This window comes from Citrobacter sp. Cpo090, from assembly GCF_030332665.1.
Classification (GTDB): Bacteria; Pseudomonadota; Gammaproteobacteria; order Enterobacterales; family Enterobacteriaceae; genus Citrobacter; species Citrobacter portucalensis.
Map to the genome: position 1 here is coordinate 78,166 of NZ_JAOWHK010000036.1, position 22,550 is coordinate 100,715.

The 22,550-nt window shown below is 52.0% G+C and carries 22 protein-coding genes; 10 read left to right on the forward strand and 12 right to left on the reverse strand.

Annotation, left to right across the window (positions count from 1 at the left end):
- Nucleotides 1–48: 48 nt before the first annotated feature.
- Together csdE and csdA are read right to left on the reverse strand one after the other, a co-directional pair.
- Entirely contained in the window at nt 49–495 is a 447-nt protein-coding gene (gene csdE, locus OGY83_RS20455; RefSeq protein ID WP_191234754.1) for a cysteine desulfurase sulfur acceptor subunit CsdE, read from the reverse strand.
- The gene (csdA, locus tag OGY83_RS20460) at nt 495–1,700 is read right to left on the reverse strand and encodes a cysteine desulfurase CsdA (protein WP_286636798.1); all 1,206 of its coding nucleotides are present in this window, start codon (nt 1,698–1,700) and stop codon (nt 495–497) included. Before csdA ends, csdE begins: the two co-directional genes overlap by 1 nt.
- A gap of 192 nt (nt 1,701–1,892) precedes the next feature.
- Here csdA and OGY83_RS20465 point away from each other — a divergent pair, with 192 nt between their 5' ends.
- The 4 genes from OGY83_RS20465 to rlmM all read left to right on the forward strand — a co-directional run bounded on the left by OGY83_RS20465 (nt 1,893) and on the right by rlmM (nt 4,910).
- On the forward strand, nt 1,893–2,120 hold the full coding sequence (locus OGY83_RS20465) for a YgdI/YgdR family lipoprotein (RefSeq protein ID WP_079938592.1): 228 nt from the start codon (nt 1,893–1,895) through the stop codon (nt 2,118–2,120).
- 365 nt (nt 2,121–2,485) lie between these two features.
- Nucleotides 2,486–3,403, forward strand: coding sequence for a glycine cleavage system transcriptional regulator GcvA (gene gcvA, locus OGY83_RS20470; protein ID WP_003034035.1), 918 nt, complete (start codon nt 2,486–2,488; stop codon nt 3,401–3,403).
- Between the two features lie 18 nt (nt 3,404–3,421).
- Nucleotides 3,422–3,817 (forward strand): DUF423 domain-containing protein, encoded by a 396-nt coding sequence (locus OGY83_RS20475; protein WP_003034037.1) that lies wholly within the window; start codon nt 3,422–3,424, stop codon nt 3,815–3,817.
- Nucleotides 3,810–4,910: a 23S rRNA (cytidine(2498)-2'-O)-methyltransferase RlmM gene (gene rlmM, locus OGY83_RS20480; RefSeq protein ID WP_003034040.1), complete on the forward strand. Its 1,101-nt coding sequence runs from the start codon at nt 3,810–3,812 to the stop codon at nt 4,908–4,910. The genes OGY83_RS20475 and rlmM overlap by 8 nt, the downstream gene beginning before the upstream one ends.
- Nucleotides 4,911–4,945: 35 nt before the next feature.
- Here the strand turns inward: rlmM and fucR are convergent, their stop codons facing one another.
- The 5 genes from fucR to fucP form a co-directional block, all read right to left on the reverse strand.
- Nucleotides 4,946–5,674 carry an L-fucose operon activator gene (gene fucR, locus OGY83_RS20485; RefSeq protein WP_286636799.1) on the reverse strand — a complete coding sequence of 243 codons (729 nt, stop codon included), beginning with the start codon at nt 5,672–5,674 and terminating at the stop codon, nt 4,946–4,948.
- Between the two features lie 57 nt (nt 5,675–5,731).
- Nucleotides 5,732–6,154: an L-fucose mutarotase gene (gene fucU, locus OGY83_RS20490; RefSeq protein WP_008785698.1), complete on the reverse strand. Its 423-nt coding sequence runs from the start codon at nt 6,152–6,154 to the stop codon at nt 5,732–5,734.
- A gap of 1 nt (nt 6,155) precedes the next feature.
- Nucleotides 6,156–7,574 (reverse strand): L-fuculokinase, encoded by a 1,419-nt coding sequence (fucK, locus tag OGY83_RS20495; RefSeq protein WP_286636800.1) that lies wholly within the window; start codon nt 7,572–7,574, stop codon nt 6,156–6,158.
- Nucleotides 7,575–7,681: 107 nt separating this feature from the next.
- Nucleotides 7,682–9,457, reverse strand: a complete 1,776-nt coding sequence (gene fucI, locus OGY83_RS20500) for an L-fucose isomerase (RefSeq protein WP_003825648.1) — start codon at nt 9,455–9,457, stop codon at nt 7,682–7,684.
- A gap of 31 nt (nt 9,458–9,488) precedes the next feature.
- On the reverse strand, nt 9,489–10,799 hold the full coding sequence (gene fucP / locus OGY83_RS20505) for an L-fucose:H+ symporter permease (protein WP_008785696.1): 1,311 nt from the start codon (nt 10,797–10,799) through the stop codon (nt 9,489–9,491).
- Nucleotides 10,800–11,362: 563 nt separating this feature from the next.
- On the opposite strand from fucP, the gene fucA reads away from it, so the two are divergent.
- Together fucA and fucO are read left to right on the forward strand one after the other, a co-directional pair.
- Complete coding sequence (gene fucA, locus OGY83_RS20510; RefSeq protein ID WP_003825656.1) at nt 11,363–12,010, forward strand: L-fuculose-phosphate aldolase; 648 nt, start codon at nt 11,363–11,365, stop codon at nt 12,008–12,010.
- A gap of 11 nt (nt 12,011–12,021) precedes the next feature.
- Entirely contained in the window at nt 12,022–13,170 is a 1,149-nt protein-coding gene (gene fucO, locus OGY83_RS20515) for a lactaldehyde reductase (RefSeq protein WP_079938588.1), read from the forward strand.
- Between the two features lie 76 nt (nt 13,171–13,246).
- Here fucO and xni read toward each other — a convergent pair whose 3' ends face one another.
- The 5 genes from xni to queF form a co-directional block, all read right to left on the reverse strand.
- Nucleotides 13,247–14,002, reverse strand: coding sequence for a flap endonuclease Xni (xni, locus tag OGY83_RS20520; protein ID WP_286636801.1), 756 nt, complete (start codon nt 14,000–14,002; stop codon nt 13,247–13,249).
- Nucleotides 14,003–14,112: 110 nt separating this feature from the next.
- Complete coding sequence (locus OGY83_RS20525) at nt 14,113–15,480, reverse strand: L-serine ammonia-lyase (protein WP_003034070.1); 1,368 nt, start codon at nt 15,478–15,480, stop codon at nt 14,113–14,115.
- Between the two features lie 53 nt (nt 15,481–15,533).
- Nucleotides 15,534–16,823 (reverse strand): HAAAP family serine/threonine permease, encoded by a 1,290-nt coding sequence (locus OGY83_RS20530; RefSeq protein ID WP_079938586.1) that lies wholly within the window; start codon nt 16,821–16,823, stop codon nt 15,534–15,536.
- A gap of 561 nt (nt 16,824–17,384) precedes the next feature.
- Nucleotides 17,385–18,749, reverse strand: a complete 1,365-nt coding sequence (ppnN, locus tag OGY83_RS20535) for a nucleotide 5'-monophosphate nucleosidase PpnN (RefSeq protein WP_003840366.1) — start codon at nt 18,747–18,749, stop codon at nt 17,385–17,387.
- Nucleotides 18,750–18,862: 113 nt separating this feature from the next.
- Nucleotides 18,863–19,711, reverse strand: a complete 849-nt coding sequence (gene queF / locus OGY83_RS20540; RefSeq protein WP_003825665.1) for an NADPH-dependent 7-cyano-7-deazaguanine reductase QueF — start codon at nt 19,709–19,711, stop codon at nt 18,863–18,865.
- Nucleotides 19,712–19,779: 68 nt separating this feature from the next.
- On the opposite strand from queF, the gene syd reads away from it, so the two are divergent.
- From syd to OGY83_RS20560, 4 genes are all read left to right on the forward strand, one after another.
- A complete protein-coding gene (gene syd, locus OGY83_RS20545; protein ID WP_032944836.1) occupies nt 19,780–20,325 on the forward strand; it encodes a SecY-interacting protein in 546 nt (181 codons plus the stop codon).
- Nucleotides 20,326–20,957: 632 nt separating this feature from the next.
- Nucleotides 20,958–21,287: a YqcC family protein gene (locus tag OGY83_RS20550; RefSeq protein WP_003825670.1), complete on the forward strand. Its 330-nt coding sequence runs from the start codon at nt 20,958–20,960 to the stop codon at nt 21,285–21,287.
- Nucleotides 21,287–22,069: a tRNA pseudouridine(65) synthase TruC gene (truC, locus tag OGY83_RS20555; RefSeq protein WP_079938582.1), complete on the forward strand. Its 783-nt coding sequence runs from the start codon at nt 21,287–21,289 to the stop codon at nt 22,067–22,069. Before OGY83_RS20550 ends, truC begins: the two co-directional genes overlap by 1 nt.
- Before the next feature lie 19 nt (nt 22,070–22,088).
- Nucleotides 22,089–22,538 (forward strand): flavodoxin, encoded by a 450-nt coding sequence (locus OGY83_RS20560; protein WP_286636802.1) that lies wholly within the window; start codon nt 22,089–22,091, stop codon nt 22,536–22,538.
- Nucleotides 22,539–22,550 lie beyond the last annotated feature (12 nt).

Consider the following 22,550-nt stretch of genomic DNA (forward strand, 5'->3'; position numbering starts at 1 on the left):
CCTACGGTTCGTGCAGTATTGTAGGCCGGATAAGACGCATCAGCGCCGTCATCCGGCTTTCTGAGCAGCCTCAAGAATAGCTTCGTTAAGAGCATGCAGGCCCTGGCTACGCGAGGCGCTGAGCTGCGCGCGTAAACCCAGTTCGTCAAATAACGCCATCGGCGAACGCGTCAGTAACTCGGCTGCCGTTTTACCTTCGACTGCGGTGAGTAATACCGCCAACAGCCCGCGTACTATCCGACCTTCGCTGTCACCGAAGAAATGCAGAGTGCCATTCTCATGAAAAGTATGCCCCAGCCAGACGCGGTTTTCGCAGCCCGAAATTTCTTTGGCCTGCGCCTTTAGCGCATCCGGGAGCGCCGGCAACTGCTTACCCAGCAGAATCAGCTGGCGATATTTATCTTCCCACTGAGTAAGCGGGATAAAGGTATTGCGTAACGTCTCTTCGGTTACGGTTGTGCCAAACGGGTGTCCGGCGAACAGAGGGCTTGTCATTAATCCACCAATATTTCCAGCGCGCGGTCGACGGCTGCGACCAACGCATCCACATCGCTTTGCGTATTATAAGGGGCAAATGAGGCGCGTAGTGTTCCGGATACGCCCAGTTCCGCCAGCAGCGGTTGTGCGCAGTGTTGTCCCGCACGCAGCGCAATGCCATATTCGGCCAGCAGAGTGACCATATCGCTGTGATGAACACCCGCGAAATCAAAGGCTAACAGACTGGAGTCCTGGCAGCGGAAGGAACGAAAGCCAGGGCGTTTCGCCAGGGCATCTTCTGCCAGCGTCGCCAGGCCTCGGCTCCAGTTTTCGGCCTGCGCAACGTCGACTTCCGCCAGCCATTCGAGCGCCGCGCTTAGCCCGATAACGCCAGCAACGTTAGGCGTACCGGCTTCCAGCTTCCATGGTGCGGGCTGGGTGGTGAAACCGTCAAAACTGACTTCGCTAATCATCTTACCGCCCCCAAGCCAGGGAGACATGGCTTCCAGCAGTTCCGGTTTACCGTACAGCACGCCAATGCCGGTGGGGCCATACAGCTTATGGCCAGAGAACGCATAGAAATCAATATCCAACTGCTGTACATCGGCAGGGTAATGCACAATTCCCTGGGCGCCATCAACCATCACCACCATGCCAGCCGTATGGGCGAGCGTAATAGCGCGGGCCAGATCCGGGCAGCCGCCGGTGACGTTCGACATCTGCCCGAGCGCCAGAATGCGGCTGCGCGGGGTAATGAGTTGTGTGAGGCGCTCAACGTCTGGCAATAAATGGGTATTGAGTGGGAGTTTGACGACCTTAGCCCCCGTTTGCTCCGCGACCATCAGCCAGGGAACGAGGTTGGCGTGATGTTCCGCTGCGCTAACGATAATCTCATCACCCGGTTGAAGACGTGGACGCGCATAGCTTTGGGCAACCATGTTGATCGCTTCCGTTGTGCCGCGAGTCCAGACGATGGTTTTGTCATCCGGCGCATTAATCAAGTGTGCGACTTTTTCCCGCGCGGCTTCATAGCGAGCGGTCAGGCGCTGGGCTTCGGCAAACTGGCTGCGGTGGACGTTTCCGGCGCTCAGGCTATAAAACTGGTGGGTAGCCTCGATCACCGCCTGCGGCTTCAGTGCTGTAGCAGCGCTGTCGAGATAGACGCCAGCATCGTTGAGTGCGGGAAATTGCGCGCGAAACTGCGCGGGATTAAAAGCGTTCATGGTATTCCTCAGTTCAGTAAACCGATCGTGGCGCAAAAAAGGCATTGATACAAGGGTTGTGCTAACCATCGGAATACTCTGGATATCCAGGCAAAGCCCGCTCAGTGTCTTATGCTAAATAGCGTTAGGCGAACAATTTTGCCTGTTACGGAGTATGTTTTTAATAGCATAAATCGCTTTAAGGAGAAGAAGATGAAAAAGACTGCCGCCATAATTTCTGCCTGTATGCTGACTTTTGCCCTGAGCGCCTGTTCTGGTTCGAATTACGTGATGCACACCAATGATGGTCGATCAATCGTAGCTGATGGTAAGCCACAGACCGATAATGAGACGGGGATGATTTCGTATAAAGACGCTAATGGCAACAAACAGCAGATTAACCGTACTGACGTGAAAGAGATGGTAGAACTGGAGAAATAATAGCCGGTCGGCCATCGACAAAACGTGGACAAAAAAAAGCACCGCAATTTGGCGGTGCTACATTAATCACTATGGACAGACAGGGTAAATGTACAGGAAGTGAAAAAGGGTAGCTTTGCTACCATGGTCTGAATCGCAGACCAATTGCAAACACAACAACACAACATCACAACCGTAAGCCAAAAGCCCACCAGAACACGCATTCCGATAAAACTTTTCGTTCCGGCTTCAGGAAGTGCCGCCACTATAGGTATTTGCTGGTAGAACCTCAACGGACAATTTATAATGGCTCAGATAAAAAAAACTAATAGGTTACAGCCTGTTAGCTAATTGTTAAATTCATTTAACATCAAAGCCTAAAAGTCATGTCAAAACGATTACCACCCTTAAATGCGTTGCGTGTTTTTGATGCTGCAGCGCGTCATTTGAGCTTTACTCGCGCAGCAGAAGAGCTTTTTGTGACGCAGGCCGCAGTAAGTCACCAAATCAAGTCACTTGAGGATTTTTTGGGGCTAAAACTGTTTCGTCGACGCAATCGATCTTTGCTGTTAACGGAAGAAGGTCAAAGCTACTTTCTCGACATTAAAGAGATTTTTTCGCAATTAACTGATGCGACGCGTAAACTTCAGGCACGCAGTGCAAAAGGTGCGCTTACCGTTAGTTTATTGCCCAGTTTTGCGATCCAATGGCTGGTGCCCAGACTCTCTAGCTTTAACTCAGCTTATCCGGGAATCGATGTCAGGATCCAGGCGGTGGACCGTCAGGAAGACAAACTGGCTGATGATGTTGATGTAGCGATTTTCTACGGACGCGGCAACTGGCCGGGTCTGCGCGTGGAAAAATTGTACGCAGAATATTTATTGCCGGTCTGCTCTCCGCTGTTGCTTACCGGTGATAAACCGCTAAAGACACCGGACGACCTGGCAAAACACACTTTATTGCACGATGCTTCACGACGAGACTGGCAAGCCTATACGCGCCAGCTTGGCCTGAATCATATCAACGTACAGCAAGGACCTATCTTCAGCCATAGCGCCATGGTGCTACAGGCTGCAATCCATGGACAGGGGATCGCACTGGCTAACAACGTCATGGCGCAGTCCGAAATTGAAGCCGGACGCCTGGTCTGTCCGTTTAACGATGTTCTGGTCAGCAAAAACGCATTTTATCTGGTTTGTCATGACAGTCAGGCAGAACTGGGTAAAATAGCCGCCTTCCGTCAGTGGATTCTGGCGAAAGCGGCCACGGAACAAGAAAAATTCCGCTTTCGTTATGAACAATAATTTACGTAGGGTATTCAAATGACCAGCCGTTTTATGCTGATTTTTGCCGCCGTAAGTGGCTTTATCTTTGTGGCGTTGGGCGCCTTTGGGGCACATGTTCTGAGTAAAACCCTCGGTGTTGTTGAAATGGGGTGGATCCAGACCGGCCTTGAGTATCAGGCGTTTCATACGCTGGCTATCTTTGGCCTGGCCGTCGCGATGCAACGGCGCATTAGTATTTGGTTTTACTGGAGTAGCGTGTTTCTGGCATTAGGTACAGTGCTGTTTAGCGGCAGCCTGTATTGTCTCGCGCTCTCTCATTTACGCCTGTGGGCGTTTGTTACCCCTGTCGGCGGCTTCAGCTTCCTCGTAGGCTGGGCGCTGATGTTAGTGGGCGCTATTCGATTGAAACGTAAGGGCGTTAGCCATGAATAAGGTTGTATTGTTGTGTCGCCCAGGTTTTGAAAAAGAGTGCGCCGCAGAGATTACGGATAAAGCAGGACGCCGGGAAATCTTCGGTTTTGCCCGCGTGAAAGACAATGCGGGTTACGTCATCTTCGAATGCTATCAGCAGGATGATGCTGAAAAGTTAGTGAAAGAGTTGCCGTTTAGTTCGCTGATTTTTGCCCGTCAAATGTTTGTGGTGGGCGAGCTGCTGCAATACTTACCGCCGGAAGATCGCATTACGCCGATCGTTGGCATGTTGCAGGGCGTGGTGGAAAAGGGTGGCGATCTACGAGTAGAAGTTGCCGACACCAATGAAAGCAAAGAGCTGGTTAAATTTTGCCGTAAATTTACCGTACCGTTGCGTGCAGCGCTGCGCGAAGCGGGCGTACTGGCAAAATATGAAACGCCAAAGCGTCCGGTGGTTCACGTCTTCTTTATCGCCCCTGGCTGTTGTTATACCGGCTATTCCTGGCCTGACAATAACTCACCGTTTTACATGGGGATTCCGCGTCTGAAGTTTCCAGCCGATGCACCGAGTCGTTCAACGCTCAAGCTGGAAGAAGCGCTGCACGTATTTATCCCAGCCGATGAATGGGATGAGCGTCTGGCGAACGGAATGTATGCAGTGGATTTAGGGGCCTGCCCGGGCGGATGGACCTATCAGCTGGTTAAACGCAACATGTGGGTTTACTCCGTGGATAACGGTCCGATGGCGCAAAGCCTGATGGATACCGGACAGGTCACCTGGCTGCGCGAAGACGGATTTAAGTACCGTCCGAATCGCAACAATATTTCGTGGATGGTCTGCGATATGGTGGAGAAGCCGGCGAAGGTTGCTGCGCTGATGGCACAATGGCTGGTCAACGGCTGGTGTCGTGAGACGATCTTCAACCTCAAGCTGCCGATGAAAAAACGCTACGAAGAGGTATCGCAGAACCTGGCTTACATTCAGGCTCAGCTTGATGAACACGGCGTAAACGCCCAGATTCAGGCGCGTCAGTTGTATCATGACCGTGAAGAAGTAACCGTTCACGTGCGTCGTCTGTGGGCTGCCGTCGGCGGTCGTCGCGACGAGCGATAAGGCTACAATCCAGGCCGGATGGCGGCGTAATCGCCCTATTCAGCCTGGATTGCTTCAATCAGCTGTGTATCTGAAACAATATGCGTCACATCATCCAGATGCCCAATTCTGGCCTCTCCCGAACGATTAAATTTACTTTTATCGATCAGCAATAAAGATTGCGATGCTCGCTTAAGCAGAATGGATTTGAAGTCTGCGTTGGTCGCATTTGAGTCCCAGAGCGCGCCGTCGCTGTCGATCCCTTCGCAGGAAAAAATAAACAGGTCAATCTCGAGTGGTTTTAGCTGCGAGATAAGCGAGGGATTAACGTAGCAACCGTATTTGCGCTCGAGGCGACCGCCAGAGCTGATAAGCTGAATGTGTTCACGTTTAGCCAATTCCTGGCAGATGGGCTGGCTGTTGGTAAAAACGTGAATGTTGATGTCCGGTAACTGTCGCGCCAGATACCAGCAGGTAGAGCTGGCGTCTAAGGCAATCACCATACCTTCTTCGATCCATGCCAACGCTTCCCTGGCGATATCCGCTTTGTGTGCATAGTGGCTTTTGAGTCGAATATGAAATGGGTCACCGCTGTCCTGATTTTCCCGGTGAATAACTTTGGCCCGACCGTGGTTGCGTAATACTTTTCCCTGGACCTGTAACTCGCTGAGATCGCGGCGGATGGTCTCTTTGCTGACGTTAAGCTGCAAAGCCAGGGCTTCGGTTGTCAGGCTTTTGTGGTTAGTAAGCAGATCTACGATTGCCTGCTGGCGCGCCGCTTTCATGTTCTGATCCTCATCTTATGATGAATGCCCGTACCTGACGGGCATTCTGACCAGAGATTACGGCGTTACCCCTTTTTTTAAAAGAATATTCCCGTACTTTGCCCGCTCTCCTGTGATAACGATCGCAAACGCCTTTTGTGCTCGCTCGTAAAAGGCGTAGCGGTCAATACGCGTGATATCGGGGCATGGGGTTTGCAATGAAAGCGCCTGACGATAGCGAGTCTCAACGTCAGGATCGAGAGTGTCGCCTTCAACCGCGGCCATCATCACCAGCGGTGGGGCGTAGCTGTCCAGTTCAAATAGCGGAATAAGCGCCCGCAGCAGATCGCTGACCAGCAGACCGTCAGCGCGGATGACCTGCGGTCCCATGCTGTTGGCCGGGAAGTGGGCATCGGAAAAGATAATCTCATCGCCGTGTCCCATTTCGGCCAGCACTTTCAGTAAGTCGGGGGAAATTAAGGGAGATATCGTTTTAAGCATGTTACTCGACTCCTGTGAGTTCGGATTCGGTTTGCGGATAGAAGTAACGGTACTGATAGCGCACCTGTTCACGTGCCTGCTGCGGAGAGGTAAATTCCCCGATGCCTGACCAGGCAAACATTGCCGCACCCGCCACGGTGGTTTCGGCATCATCCAGCACTTTGACAGGGATCCCGAGCACGTTCGCTTTGATTTGGTTCCACAAGATGTTGCGGCTGCCCCCGCCAACTAATAGCAGTTCAGTGGCCTGGAAATGGCCGATTTTTTCCAGCGTTTGCAGATTCCGCTGCAGCTGTTCTGTCAGTCCTTCCAGCGCGGCGCGATAAAAGTGCCCACGAGTCGTATTGAGGGTAACCCCTTGCCAGCCCGCATTCTGACAGGCCAGCAGGTCGCAGTGCATCTTCACCCCTTCGGCACCAGCGGGAATATCCCGAGCTTCATCAATCAACGTTTGCCAGGGCGTGTCGGCTGTCCATAACAGCTTACGAACCCATTCAAGCACGCCGGAAGCCAGCCACTGCATACCGGGATTGTTAAGCCCTGGCTGGCTATCCAGCTCACAGGTGGAGCCCGCATAATGGCTGAGCAGGGAGGTATTTACCTGCGCACTGCGCACCATCAGAATTTCCCATGTGCCGGAAGAGAGTACCGGTTCATCCTGTTGGGCTCCTGCGCCAAATAGCGCAAATTGTGTGTCGTGTCCGGCAGAGATGACCGGAATACCCTCTGGAAGTCCGAGCTGGCTGGCGGCCTTGCGTTGCAGTACTCCAATTTGTTCGCCTGCTTCAACCAGGCGCGGAAACAGGCGACGCGGTATGCCTGTTGCCTGCAAAATGTCCTGGCTGAAATCACGTTGCTGGATATCCAGCATCTGGCTGGTTCCCGCCATGGTGATGTCAGTTGTGAACTCGCCGGTTAAACGTTGGTTGATAAGCGACGAGATAAACAGCCAGGCGTGCGCCTGTTCCAGTAATTGCGGGTGGTTCTCTTTCAGCCACACCAGTTTGTACAGCGTATTGAAGCTAAATGCGCCAACGCCGGAGATTTCCTGCAGTTGCTGCGGTGACATGTAGTGATGGATATTCTCCATTACCGCTGCGGTACGTGGGCATTTCCAGCTGATCACCGGGTACAGTTGTTTGCCGTTCTTATCTACTAATGCGCCATCCACGCCGAAGGTGGTAACGGCGATCCCGCGAATTTGGCAGGCGGCCAGTTGTGAGGAAAGCCGCTGACAGCAGTCGGCAAAGCGTTGCAGAATGGCCTCCAGCGACCATTGGTGCCAGGCACTGTTTTCTGCGGCGATGTCACTGGCATTCGGGGTCGCTGCGCGGGCGACAATCTTTCCCTGTCGGTCAACGGCAATGGCCCGTACGTTGGTCGCGCCACAGTCGAGAACCAGAATAACCTCTTGTTTCATAATTGCTCCTGGGAGATTACCTGTTGCCGGATGGCGGCTTCGCCTTATCCGGCCTACAAAACCGTGTGCTTCGTAGGCCGCGCCGCCATCAGGCAATCGCTCGATGTTTAACGCTTATACAGCGGACCGTAGTTCTGGCATGCGCGGTAATCCTGACCTTCCGTATCCATACCGTGGGCGGCCCAGGAGGAAGGACGATAAATTTTCTCGTCTTCCACGTTGTGCATGCACACCGGGATACGCAGCATGGCGGCCAGAGTGATGAAGTCCGCACCTACGTGACCAATCGTCAGCACCCCGTGGTTAGCGCCCCAGTTAGCCATGACGGAATAGACATCGCTGAACGGGCCTTTACCGGTTAAACGCGGGGCAAACCAGGTGGTCGGCCATGTGGAGTTGGTACGCGCATCAAGCTGGTCGTGCATATCTTTCGGCAATTCCACGCTCCAGCCTTCCGCGATTTGCAGCACCGGTCCCAACCCTTTGATGATGTTGATACGGCTCATGGTGAACGGCACACCACCTTCAGTCAGGAAGCGAGATGAGTAACCGCCCCCGCGGAAGTATTCGTGAATAGCCGGGCACCATTCGGTTGCCGCCAGGCATTCATCCGCCTCTTTCTGCGAGATTTCCCAGTGCGGTTTCATGGTCGGTTTACCTTCGCTGTCGCGCTGTTTGCAGGAACCGTCCAGTGCCGCAGAACCGGAGTTAATCAGGTGAATGATGCCGTGCTCAGCAAGGCCGGTCAGTGGTTTCCCCGTGACGCGTTCAACCGCCTCTGGCGACCAGTAGGTGCGCACATCGGCAAAGACCTGAGCCGTGCCGGTGAGTTGATGGCCGAACAGCATCGCCACGCCGTTCAGGCTGTCGTTTTCGGTCGCGACAACGAACGGTTCACGAACGCCATTCCAGTCAAAGGAGCTGTTGAGCAACGCTTCGGCGGTATCGCCATTTGGGTATTGATCGGTCCAGTGACGCTGGCCCTGGAAGCCTGCGGCGATCGCGTTATAGCCCAGGGATTCTTCGACCAGACCTTTGTCTGCCAGCTTTTTGTTACCCTGCATCATGTCGCGAATGCACATGGCCATCAGCAGGCTTTCTTTCAGCACTGCGCGGCTTTGTTCTGCGTTACGCTTATATTGCTGCGCGTTCTGATCTTCGCCGTAGCGGAAGTTTTTGTCCGCCCACGCCAGCGCCATTTCCAGCTCGGTTTCATCATAGATTTTCTGGTCAATGCGACGACGCAGCTCGGTCATATCAACCGCCTGCACCTTCATACCCAGCCAGGATTCAAAGAAGTTATGGTCGACGATAGAACCGGCGATGCCCATTGATACACCGCCGACAGACAGGTAGCTTTTACCTTTCATACTGGCGACCGCTAAGCCGGCACGGGCAAAGCGCAGCAGTTTCTCTTCAACATCGGCAGGGATAGATGTGTCGTCTGCATCCTGTACGTCATGACCATAGATGGAGAAGGCAGGAAGTCCTTTTTGGCTGTGAGCTGCCAGCGCGGCGGCCAGGTAAACCGCCCCCGGACGTTCTGTGCCGTTGAAGCCCCAGATCGCTTTCGGGCGCATCGGATCCATGTCGATGGTTTCACTGCCGTAGCACCAACATGGGGTAACGGTAATCGTCACGCCAACGTTCTGGCTGCTGAATTTTTCTTCACAGGCCGCGGATTCCGCCATGCCGGCGATACAGGTATCGGCAATCACACATTCAATTTGTGCGCCGCAGGCATGACGAAGTTTTTCCGTAATAAGCGCTGCGGTAGCTTTAGCCATATTCATGGTTTGCTCTTCGAGCGACTCACGTACACCCATACGACGTCCGTCAATAACCGGGCGAATACCAATTTTTGGTAAGCTGATTTTTTTCATCACAGATTCCTCACGTTATTCGGATAAATATTCAGTTGGCTGCCGTTTGTGAACGGAAGCGGGCAAAAATAAAGATGATGGCGAAGCAAAGCGCCGGGACCAGTTCAGCTGTCGGGATATTGCCAGCGGCATCGCTGACAAAGCCCATCACCGGGGTCACAATGCCGCCGCCAATGATGGTCATGACGATAAAAGACGAGCCGTATTTGGTGTCTTGTCCCAGATTTTTGATCCCCAGAGAAAAAATGGTTGGGTACTGAATCGACATAAATGCACTGCACAGCGTCAGGGCCAGCAGGCCGATCTGACCACCTGTGAAGGCGGAAATGAGGCACAGGATCATGGCAAGCAGGGCATATGCGGCCAGCACTTTATGCGGCGCAAAGCGACTGATAAGCCAGGTGCCGGAGAAACGACCGATAAAGAAGCACACCATGGTGCCGGTCAGATAGTTGGCGGCGAAACCTGGCGTCATGCCTGGGATCTCTTCGATTGCGTAGCGAATCAGGTAGCTCCAGCAGGCAGTTTGTGCACCGACGTAGCAGAACTGCGCCAGTACCGCCCAACGCCAGTGGCGAATGCGCACAAGGCGGGAAAGGGACGCGGAGAATGAACTCTGAGCGTTGTCACTGTGGTCGTCACTTTGCAGGGTCGGAAACTTGGTAAACATGATCAGCAGGGCGACCAGCAAAACGACCGCGACGATGATCATATAAGGGGTTTGAACCGATAACACCAGGCTGTGCTTGTAGGCGCTTAGCTGTTCTGGCGCCATCTTATCGAGTACGTCTTGAGATTGATGTGGCACATTAGACAAAATAAGACTTTGCCCAAAAACAACCGCAATAATGGCACCGAATGAGTTAAAAGTTTGCGCGAGATTTAATCGGAAGTGACCACCGCTTTCCGGGCCCAGTACGGTTACAAAGGGGTTGGCAGCCGTTTCCAGACAACCTAAGCCCGCCGCAATAATAAATAGACCAATCAGGAATAAGGTGTAATTCATTACCTCAGCCGCTGGCCAGAATAATGCTGCACCGATGGCATATAAGAATAGTCCGGTAATAATGCCTGCTTTATAACTTAGTTTTTTCATCAGGATCCCGGCTGGGATTGGAATGACGAAATAACCAAAATAAAAAGCAGATTGAATCAGACCTGCCTGAAAGTTTGTTAATGTAAAAGCTTGCTGAAATTGTGGTAATAAAATGTCATTAAGATTATTGGCAACGGCCCAAAGAAAAAACAGGGAACAGAGTAACGCGAAGGGAATGACATAGTTTTTTGTCTGCCCCCGCTCTACCGCATGAAAACTTTGTGTTTGTATTGATGTGTTTCCCATAGCATCCTCATCAGTTCATAAGCATGTTCAACAGCTTAAGAGTACGGTTGGTGATTTTTACCAACCTGCTAATCCAGGTGAGTTCCGGTAATCTGCCAGATAAAATTGGCCTTCATGAATGAACTCATGAATTCATTTTCAAATAAAAACCGGTCATTAATATGATGGTGGTCACATTTATGCTCAGGGCGTGGGTTTATGTGATTATCATCACTTTAATTTCTTTAAAATAATGACCGTTTGAGAAAAATAAATTAAAAAGCCACAGAGATAATGCCCGAATTAATTAGTTAAGTGGAAAACGGGCAATGGTAACAATTTATTCGCAAATGACCGTTTTACAATGGTTTTATTAAGAACGGACATTTTGCAATTGCAATATTATGCCTGCATGTTTTTATTCAGCGTTATTAGTTGATGAACATCACAAAATCCAGTGCTAAAAATTCCCTTCTCTTTATTCAGCATGATGATAGTTAGCAAATACCCGCTTAAATCAACAGAGCGTCGAGGTATTAGCAATGTTCTGTTGTCGCATTTTGACTCACTGAGAGAGGTAAGTAATGGAACGAAATACGCTGGCACGGCAGATTATCAATACCTGCCTGGAAATGACCCGTCTGGGGTTGAATCAGGGGACTGCGGGTAATGTAAGTGTGCGTTACCAGGACGGGATGTTAATTACCCCGACGGGTATTCCCTATGACAAACTCACCGAATCCCACATTGTGTACATCAATGCTGAGGGGCAGCACGAAGAAGGGAAATTACCTTCCAGCGAGTGGCGGTTCCATATGGCAGCTTATCAGACGCGTCCCGATGCTCAGGCGGTGGTTCATAATCATGCCGTGCATTGTACTGCTGTTTCTATTCTCAATCGGCCAATCCCGGCAATCCATTACATGATTGCGGCGGCTGGCGGTAACTCAATTCCCTGTGCGCCATATGCGACGTTTGGTACGCGTGAGCTTTCCGAGCACGTTGCAGTCGCGCTGAAAAACCGAAAAGCAACGCTGTTGCAGCATCATGGGCTGATCGCTTGCGAAGAAAATCTGGAAAAAGCCCTGTGGTTAGCGCATGAAGTGGAAGTGCTGGCGCAGCTTTATCTCAGTACGCTGGCGATTACCGATCCGGTTCCGGTACTGGACGATGAGGCTATCGCTATTGTGCTGGAAAAATTCAAAACATATGGATTGCGTATTGAAGAATAGGAGATAAAACGATGGCGAACAGAATGATTCTGAACGAAACGGCATGGTTTGGCCGGGGAGCTGTTGGCGCATTAACCGATGAAGTTATTCGTCGCGGGTATCGCAAGGCGTTGATTGTGACCGATAAAAATCTGGTGCAGTGCGGCGTTGTTGAGAAGGTGACTTCCCGAATGGATGCTGCAGGTCTGGCATGGGAAATCTATTCAGGCGTTATTCCTAATCCAACCATTGCGGTAGTGCAGGAAGGATTGAGTGTCTTTCAGCAAAGTGGCGCAGACTATCTGATAGCCATTGGCGGAGGCTCCCCGCAGGATACCTGTAAAGCGATTGGCATTATCAACAATAACCCGGAGTTTGCGGATGTACGCAGCCTTGAAGGGTTATCGCCGACACGCTTTCCGAGCGTGCCGGTTATGGCTATCCCAACCACCGCGGGAACAGCGGCGGAAGTGACCATTAACTACGTGATCACTGACGAAGAGAATCGGCGTAAGTTTGTTTGTGTCGATCCACATGATATCCCACAGGTGGCATTCATCGATGCAGACATGATGGACGGCATGCCCGCTGCATTAAAAGCGGCTACTGGCGTAGATGCACTGACTCATGCCATTGAAGGTTACATCACTCGGGCGGCGTGGGCGCTTACCGATGCGCTGCACATTAAAGCCATTGAAATTATTGCCGGGTCATTACGCGGTTCTGTTGCGGGCGACAGCCAGGCGGGTGAAGCGATGGCCCTGGGCCAGTACGTTGCCGGGATGGGTTTCTCCAACGTAGGTCTGGGATTAGTGCATGGCATGGCACACCCGTTAGGCGCGTTCTACAATACGCCGCACGGCGTCGCGAATGCCATTTTACTGCCGCACGTGATGCACTATAACGCCGAATTCACCGGGGAAAAATTCCGTGATATCGCCCGGGTAATGGGGGTTAAGGTTGAAGGACTGACGCTGGCAGAGGCACGCAAAGCGGCGGTGGATGCCGTCTTCGCCCTTAATCGCGATGTAGGGATCCCACTGCATTTACGCGATGTTGGCGTCCGTAAAGAAGATATTCCTGCGCTGGCACAAGCTGCATTTGACGATGTTTGTACCGGGGGAAATCCGCGTGAAGCGAGCCTTGGGGATATCGTTGAGCTGTACCATACCGCCTGGTAATCACCTGGCGTTTATCTGGCCTACAGGGTTGTACGATAAGTAGGCCGGATAAGCGCAGCGCCATCCGGAAATAAGACTACCGTGCCAGCCGTAGCTGCTGTAAGTTTCCGTCGATATGTAAGTCCGTTTGCAGCCGCGCGATATCGCGGCACAAAAATGCCATCTCCCGATGTTCTTCGAGTTTCTTACGCCATTTCTCCGGTACGTCATCCAGGTGTTCATACAGCGCTTCCAGAGTTGGAAACTGCGCCAGCAGTTGTGTGGCGCTTTTAGGACCAATACCGGCAACCCCCGGTATTTTAGAACTGCTGAGCCCGGCCAGCCCCCAGTAATCAGGCAGCTGTTGCGGCAGTACGCCGAACTCTTTCTCGATAAACGGCGCATCCAGCCAGCGTTTCTGGAAATAATCGCGAATACGCAGCGTTGGGGAGAGTAGCTGACAGTAGCCCTTATCGGTTGAGACGATAGTCGCCTGATGCCCCGCCAGGCTAACTTTCACCGCCAGAGTGGCGGCTAAATCATCGGCTTCATTCCCGCTGGAGACCCAGCAGCAGACACCGCGTTGTTCAAAAGCAGCGCGTAAGGCGGGCATTTCCTGGTGTAAATCGTCAGGCATCGGCGGGCGACCTGCTTTGTAGTCAGGCAACCGTTGATGACGCCAGCCGCTGTTGCGCGCTTCGTCATCAAATACCGCCACAGCGTGCGTGGGCTGACTGTGCACAATTAGCTGATCGAGCGCGTGCTGGCACGTCTCCACGCAGGGGGAGCCCTGTACGGCATGAATACGGCGGATGAGATTCAGTGCATCAACAATGAGCAGGTGGACGGCCACGGTGTTCTCCCTAACAAATCAGTCTGTAGGGTAACATTCACGACAAGTGGAGGCGAATAGTTGGCAGAAAAACAGGAAGAGGCCTCGCAAAAGAGGCCTCTTCAGGGAACTTAATCGCAGGTGACAATCTTCATCGCCAGACCACCACGAGAGGTTTCGCGGTATTTGGCATTCATGTCTTTACCGGTTTCGTACATGGTCTCGATAACTTTATCGAGGCACACGCGCGGTTCACTGGTACGGCGCAGCGCCATACGTGCAGCGTTCACCGCTTTAACCGAAGCAATGGCGTTACGCTCAATGCACGGTACCTGAACCTGGCCAGCAACCGGGTCGCAGGTCAGACCCAGGTTGTGTTCCATACCGATTTCTGCCGCGATACACACCTGCATTGGGCTACCGCCCAGCAGTTCCGCCAGACCAGCCGCTGCCATGGAGCAGGCGACGCCAACTTCACCCTGACAGCCGACTTCGGCACCAGAGATAGAGGCGTTCATCTTGTACAGCGAACCAATAGCACTTGCGACCAGCATGTAGCGCGCCAGTGAGTTAGCGTTCACTTCACGGATAAACTTGTCGTAATACGCCAGTACGGCAGGAACAATCCCGCATGCACCGTTGGTTGGTGCAGTCACCACGCGTCCACCGGCTGCGTTTTCTTCGTTCACGGCCAGCGCGAACATGTTGATCCAGTCAACAACCGCCATCGGGTCGGTGGTGGTTTTGTCGCTGCTGACCAGCATGCGACGCAGCGCAGCAGCACGACGCGGAACGCGCAGTTTGCCCGGCAATACGCCTTCGGTGGTGATACCGCGTTCAATCCCGCTACGCATCACTTCCCAGACGTTAGCAAAGTGCTGTTCCAGCTCTTCTTTGCTGTGCAGCGCTAGTTCGTTTTGCATCATCAGACCGGAAAGTGACAGACCGGTTTCCTGGCAATGACGTTGCAAATCAGCTGCGGATTTATACGGATATGGCACGTTTACCGGAGAGTTGTTCGGTAAACCAAAATGTTCTTCATCAACGATGAACCCACCGCCAATGGAATAGTAAGTCTGGCTGTAAATGGCTTTTTCGCCCGCCAGTGCGGTAATTCGCATCCCGTTTTCGTGCAGGGACAGATTGTCCGCATGGAAATTCATGCACTTGTCGACAGGGAACTCGACCTCATGTTGACCGTCTGCCAGCAGCAAACGCCCATGAGTATTCACATCCTGGATAAAGGACGGGATGGCATCAATGTCTACGGTATCCGGCAGATTACCCGCCAGGCCCATAATAATCGCGATGTCGGTATGGTGACCTTTTCCCGTCAAAGACAAAGAGCCATAGACATCAACCACTACGCGGGTTACGTCAGTGAGAATTCCGCGTGCAATCAGGTCATCCGTGAATTGTTTGCCTGCTTTCATCGGGCCAACAGTGTGGGAGCTGGAAGGGCCAATGCCGATTTTGAAAATATCGAATACGCTAATCATGAGGCGTCCATTGTGTATCGAGGTGCGCCGCCCCGAAGAGCGGCGCAGGGGAATTAACTGAACAGAGAGTAGAAAATAGCGGAGATAGCGATCAGGCCCATAATCACAACGAAGACGTTGCTGATATGGCCGCTGTACTTACGCATTGCCGGTACTTTCTGAATGGCATACATCGGCATCAGGAACAGAATCATCGCGATGATTGGGCCACCCAGGGTCTCAATCATGCCGAGGATGCTTGGGTTCAGCGTCGCCACAATCCAGGTGGTTACCAGCATGAACAGCGCAGTGATTTTGTTCAGTTTGTTGATTTCGATGGATTTGCCTTTGCCGCGCAGAGACTTAATCACCATACCATTGAAGCCTTCACGTGCGCCCAGGTAGTGGCCCAGGAAGGATTTGGTGATAGCGATAATCGCGATGATCGGTGCCATCCAGGCAATAATCGGCGCGTTAAAGTGGTTCGCCAGGTAAGACAGAATCGAGATGTTCTGCTCTTTCGCTGCTGCCAGGTCTGCCGGAGTCAGGCTGAATACGCAGCTGAAGACGAAGAACATAACGGTCAGTACCATCATGATGTGAGCGAATGCCAGAATCTTGGAGCATTTTTTCTCTGCTTCATCACCGTACTCTTCACGCTTCGCCACGGCGAAGGAGGAGATGATCGGGGAGTGGTTGAAGGAGAACACCATTACCGGAATTGCCAGCCACAGGGTCAACAGCAGACCGTTGCCGGTGGTTGCCGCAGAGTCAAAAGACAGGGTTTCCAGAATCGCACCGCTCCACTGAGGGATCAGGTACAGCGCCAGCAGCATCAGAGCCGCAACGAACGGGAATACCAGGATGCTCATCGCCTTAACGATCATCTGCTCACCGAAGCGCACGATGGTCATCATGCCGACAATCAGGATCAGAGACAGGATTGCGCGCGGCGGCGGCGTAATCGCCAGCTGGTGGGTCAGGAAGCTTTCAACCGTGTTGGTGATTGCTACGCTGTAAACCAACAGAATCGGGTAGATAGCGAAGAAGTAGAGCAGGGTAATCAGTTTACCCGCGCCAACGCCAAAGTGTTCTTCTACAACTTCGGTGATGTCTTCACCCGGATTTTTACCGGACAGCACAAAGCGAGTCAGACCGCGGTGTGCAAAGAAGGTCATTGGGAAGGCAAGGATCGCCATGATGATCAGCGGGATCAGACCGCCTACGCCTGCGTTAATCGGCAGGAACAATACACCCGCCCCAATCGCCGTGCCGTAAAGGCCCAGCATCCACATGGTGTCTGTCTTGCGCCATGCGCTGCGGGTCTGGCCCGTAACGATAGTGCTGGTTTGAGTGTTTTCCATCTATTTCTCCTGGAGGAAGCTTAAAAAGTCGGGTTTTGGGTCAATCCAATGAGAAAGTACCCGACTGTAAATCGAAATTCGTTGAGCGATTTTTATATAATTTTTCGCCGTAATAATTTTCGGGCGGAAAGATACATTTTAGTAATGAATGTATCAGTGATCGGGATCCCAAATGCAATAATCCACCTTTTATGTGGATAAATTTGGGCCATTAATCTGTTAAAAAATAGTCAAAGCGAATTTACGGGCGCGAAGGCTAACATTAACGACATATCTCATGAAAGCGAAGGCGCGAAGATAGGCGTGTTCAGCTGTAAAAACTGTTGTTTTTAGATGATTTCGGCAACTAATGATAATTTACTAAGATAAATCACGGTTGGTTTTTTAAGGTAATCGTTTGCGTGGTGCGATGTTTTTAATGAATTATCACTGGCATTTATATGATTGTCAGAGCTATGTGACTGGTATCACTAAAAAAAGCCGGGAGGCAAATGCGCCAAACCCGGCTTTGATATGGACAAAACTGTCACCGCAATAGCATTTGCTGGCGGCTGTTGGAGGTTAGGCGCAGATCTCGTAGCAAGGGATATACGCAGAGCCTGGTAACTTCATACGATGTTGTGCAACAAAGCCCTGCAGGAGATCGTCCATGCGGCGCATCATTTCGCGGTCACCGTGGATTTTGTACGGGCCAAACTCTTCAATAGCGCGGATCCCGACTTCCTTCACGTTACCTGCCACAATACCGGAGAATGCACGACGTAAATCGGCGGCCAATACTTCAACGGGTTGATCCGGGTACAGCTTCAGGTTGGCCATGTTTTCATGGGACGGTTCGAACGGCATTTGCAGATCGGGCGCGATACGAATCGACCAGTTAAAGCTGTAAGCATCACCTGTGTCGCGACGGTTTTCTTTCACCAGAGGCATCGCTTTTTTCATCAGACGCGCCACTTCCGCCGCATCGTCAATGATAATGCGATAGTGGCGACGCGCATCTTCCCCCAGCGTGTGCACGATAAATTCGTCCAACACGCGGAAGTAATCCGCACTCTCTTTTGGTCCGGTCAGGATCAGCGGCAGCACTTGATCTTTGTTTGCCGGATTCATCAGGATCCCCAGCAGATACAGCAGTTCTTCTGCTGTCCCCACGCCGCCCGGGAAGATGATAATACCGTGGGCGATACGCACGAACGCTTCCAGACGTTTTTCAATGTCCGGCATGATGATCAGTTCGTTGACCAGCGGGTTAGGCGGTTCAGCGGCGATGATTGACGGTTCGGTCATGCCAATAAAGCGGCTGTCTTTGTATCGCTGCTGGGCGTGGCCGACCGCAGCGCCTTTCATTGGCGCTTCCATGGCTCCTGGGCCGCAGCCGGTGCAGATGTTCAGCTCACGCAGGCCCAGTTGAGTGCCGACGCGACGGGCATACAGGTACTCATTTTCGTTGATTGAGTGACCGCCCCAGCAGACAACCATGTTCGGTGCTTCACCGACATGTAGCGCCCGGGCATTACGCAGAATTGAGAATACGAGGTTGGTAATATGCACCGAGCTTTCGAGATCCAGATGCTGAAAACGGCCAGCGTTATGAATCTGGCCATTGACGAACAGAATGTCGCGCAGCACGGCAAACAGGTTAGCCTGTAGCGCACGAATAATGCGTCCGTCAACAAACGCATCTTCAGGCGGGTTGATCAGTTCCAGCTTCACGCCCCGTTCGCGGCGCAGTACGTTAATATCGAAACTTTCAAAGCGTGACAGCAGTTCTTTGCTGTTGTCGGTCAAACTGCCGGAGTTCAGAACGGCAAGCGAACAGTTACGAAACAGTTGATACAGGTCGCTGCTGGCCGTGCGTTTAAGCATATCGACTTCCAACTGCGACAACATGTCCATTGAGCCAAGCGGGCTAATATGTGTAATCAAGTAAACTCCTTATGGGACGCAACACGTCATTCCCTATTGATTACAATAGCCCTGGCTTATGACCTTTCACAAGCTTGCGCGCGGAATCCGGCACGCAAAATTGAGAAAAAAGATTACTGTCGTACCAGACGACCCGTTGCCGGAGTGAAATCGGTGTTGGTGCGCCATGGGTTAATGTCCAGACCACCACGTCGCGTGTAGCGTGCGTAGACGCTCAGTTTCTCCGGCTGACAGAAACGCAGAATGTCATTGAAAATGCGCTCCACGCACTGCTCGTGAAATTCATTATGGTGGCGGAAGGAGACCAGATAACGCAGCAGCTTCTCCCTGTCGATTTTCCGTCCGCGATACTGAATTTGTATGGAGCCCCAGTCGGGCTGATGAGTAATCAGACAGTTGGATTTCAGTAGATGGCTGACCAGTGTCTCTTCCACTGCCTTTTCACCGCTCACGGCATTTTCCAGATACGCAGTGCTGAACTGGTAGTTGTCGATGACGATATCCTGATTGTCGATACAGGTCCCATTAAAGTGAGCTATCGGCTGCCCTTCCAGTTCGTCAAGGCGGTACAGCGCCACGCTGACATCGCCCTGAGCGCAGGCGCGAAGATCGTTTTCCAGTGTCTGGCGTACCGCATCCCAGGAATCAAAACGCGTCTGGTTAAAACTGTTCAGGTAAAGCTTAAAGCTTTTCGATTCAATCAGATTTACGCTGGTGTAATCCAGTTCCACGTGACCGACCGCGACCTGCGGTAAGCCGTTGGCATTCAGCCACGACAGTTCATACAGCGTCCAGATATCCGCACCGTGAAAAGGCAGGTTATCGGCCTTTAAATCCAGCGGGTCGCGATTCAGGCTGCGCGGAACGCCCTGCAACAGACTTGCATCGTAATTGTCTCGGTAATCCGTTGATTTACCGAGAGTCAGGCCGTTAAGCGCCTGATGATTTTCATAAGAGGACATGTTTCACCGTCATAAACCAGATACACTATGCGACAAGTGTATCCTGGCTTTTGTGAAGAGAGAAATCAGTGGACGAATTGACAGCGCAGGCGTTGATAGCCTTTACGACGCGTTATTGCGACGCATGGCATGAAAAAAACAACAGTTGGCCGCTCAGCGAAGAGCTGTATGGCGTACCTTCTCCGTGCATTATTTCTTCCACAGACGATGCCGTATTTTGGCAGCCTCAACCTTTTGTCGGCGAAAATAACCTCAATGCGGTTGAACGGGCCTTTGATATTGTGGTACAACCCGCTGTTCACGCTTTTTACACCACCCAGTTTGCCGGGGATATGCACGCGCAGTTTGCGGATGAAAAGCTGACGCTGCTGCAAACCTGGAGTGAAGATGACTTCAGGCGCGTTCAGGAAAACCTGATTGGTCATCTGGTTACGCAAAAGCGACTTAAGCTTTCGCCTACGCTTTTTATTGCCACACAAGATAATGAGCTTGACGTCATTTCGGTGTGCAATCTGTCCGGTGAAGTGTGCAAAGAAACGCTGGGCACCCGTAAACGAACGGTGCTGGCGGCCTCACTTGCGGAATTCCTCACTCAACTTAAGCCAGTTCTGTAATCCAGTTTGCCCTGAATCTTGTGAGAGATCTCTTACAAGCCCTGTAGGACATTGCCAGGTGATAAGTAAAGACTTAATGAATTGATAAAATAATAATTTATTATTATTCAACTGGTTATTGTTTTATTGTCAACTTTCATACGAAAATAATCGTAAGAGTAAGCCTGTAAGCATCTTGTAAGACAAAGCGAAACAGGCGATTCTATATCTGTCGACAAGGAGTCGCACAACGAAGAGAACATCAGGATGATGGCTCTTCGCCAGGACACACCAGGACGGTGTTGCAAGGACAGGCTTCAGGACGAAGCAAAGAGGAAAACGCTGGATGCGTTAAAGGACACCTCCAGGATGGAGAATGAGAGCCGGTCAGGATGTTCGGCGGGTCTGGATGGCCAGGATACTTCAGGATGAAGTTTTCACATCGGGGTGATGTGAGCAGGATGCAAAAGTTCAGGATGAACACGGTCGCAAGACCACAGGAAAAGTTGTCACGGATGAGCAGGGAGCACTAAAAGTAGCTGGAATGCTGCGAAACGAACCGGGAGCACTGTTTTTACAGTGCTCCCTTTTTTTATTTCCCTCCACTAGTGCTATTCTTCGCGCCAGATTTTTTCATCATTGAGGTTAATTTCATGACGACTCATGACCGTGTGCGCCAGCAGTTGCACGCACTTGAAGCGCTACTGCGTGAACATCATCACTGGCGGATGGATGAGCCAGCAGAGCATCTGTTTACCAGTACGCAGCCTTTTTGTATGGATACCATGGAGCCCGTCGAGTGGCTGCAGTGGGTGTTGATTCCCCGCATGCATACGTTGATTGATAACGCGCAGCCGCTTCCGCAGGCATTTGCCGTCGCACCGTATTACGAAATGGCGCTGGCAGCCGATCACCCGCAACGCGACATTCTCCTGGCGGCATTGCAGGAGCTGGATGCGCTGTTTACAAGTGATAACGCCTGATGCTGGAAATTCTTTATCAGGACGAATGGCTGGTCGCCGTCAATAAACCTTCGGGCTGGTTGGTTCACCGCAGTTGGCTCGACCGGGATGAGAAAGTGGTGGTGATGCAAACGGTGCGCGACCAAATTGGTCAGCACGTATTTACCGCCCATCGACTCGACAGGCCAACCTCCGGCGTGCTGTTGATGGGACTGTCCAGCGAAGCCGGACGTTTGCTGTCCCAGCAGTTTGAACATCATCAAATTCAGAAACGCTATCATGCGATTGTGCGTGGCTGGCTGATGGATGATGCCGTGCTGGATTACCCGCTGGTCGAAGAGCTGGATAAGATTGCCGATAAGTTTGCCCGCGATGATAAAGGCCCGCAGCCTGCTGTCACCCATTATCGTGGCCTGGCAACGGTAGAAATGCCGGTAGCGACCGGGCGTTATCCAACTACCCGTTACGGGCTGGTGGAGCTGGACCCTAAAACCGGTCGCAAGCACCAGCTCAGACGCCATCTGGCGCACTTGCGCCATCCGATTATCGGCGACAGTAAGCATGGTGATTTGCGGCAAAATCGCAGCGCCGCAGAGCATTTTGGTTGTCAGCGATTGATGCTGCATGCCAGCCAGCTTGCGCTGACCCATCCTTTCACCGGCGAACCGCTGGTTATTCGCGCCGGGCTGGATGACGTCTGGATGCAGGCGCTATCACAGTTTAGCTGGCGTGGACTTCTCCCTGAGAATGAAAGGGTTGAGTTCAGCGGGCTGTCAGGTCAGGATGAGCAGATAGATTCTTAAGTCCCAGGAGATTACGGTTATGGCGGAAATTGGAATTTTTGTCGGCACGATGTACGGAAACGCGCTGCTGGTTGCCGAAGAGGCCGAAGCTATTTTGACGGCGCAGGGTCATAAAGCTACGGTGTTCGAAGATCCGGAGCTTAGCGACTGGCAGGTATATCAGGATAAATATGTGCTGGTAGTGACCTCAACGACCGGGCAGGGCGATCTGCCGGACAGCATCGTGCCGCTGTTTCAAGGGATTAAAGATAATCTCGGTTTCCAGCCAAATCTGCATTACGGTGTTATTGCGCTGGGCGACAGTAGCTACGTTAATTTCTGCAATGGCGGCAAACAGTTCGATGCTTTGTTGCAGGAACAAAGCGCCCACCGGGTAGGGGAAATGCTGCTGATTGATGCCAGCGAGCATCCTGAACCGGAAAGTGAATCCAATCCCTGGGTAGAAAACTGGGGAACTTTGCTTAAATAATCTCTCGCCCGG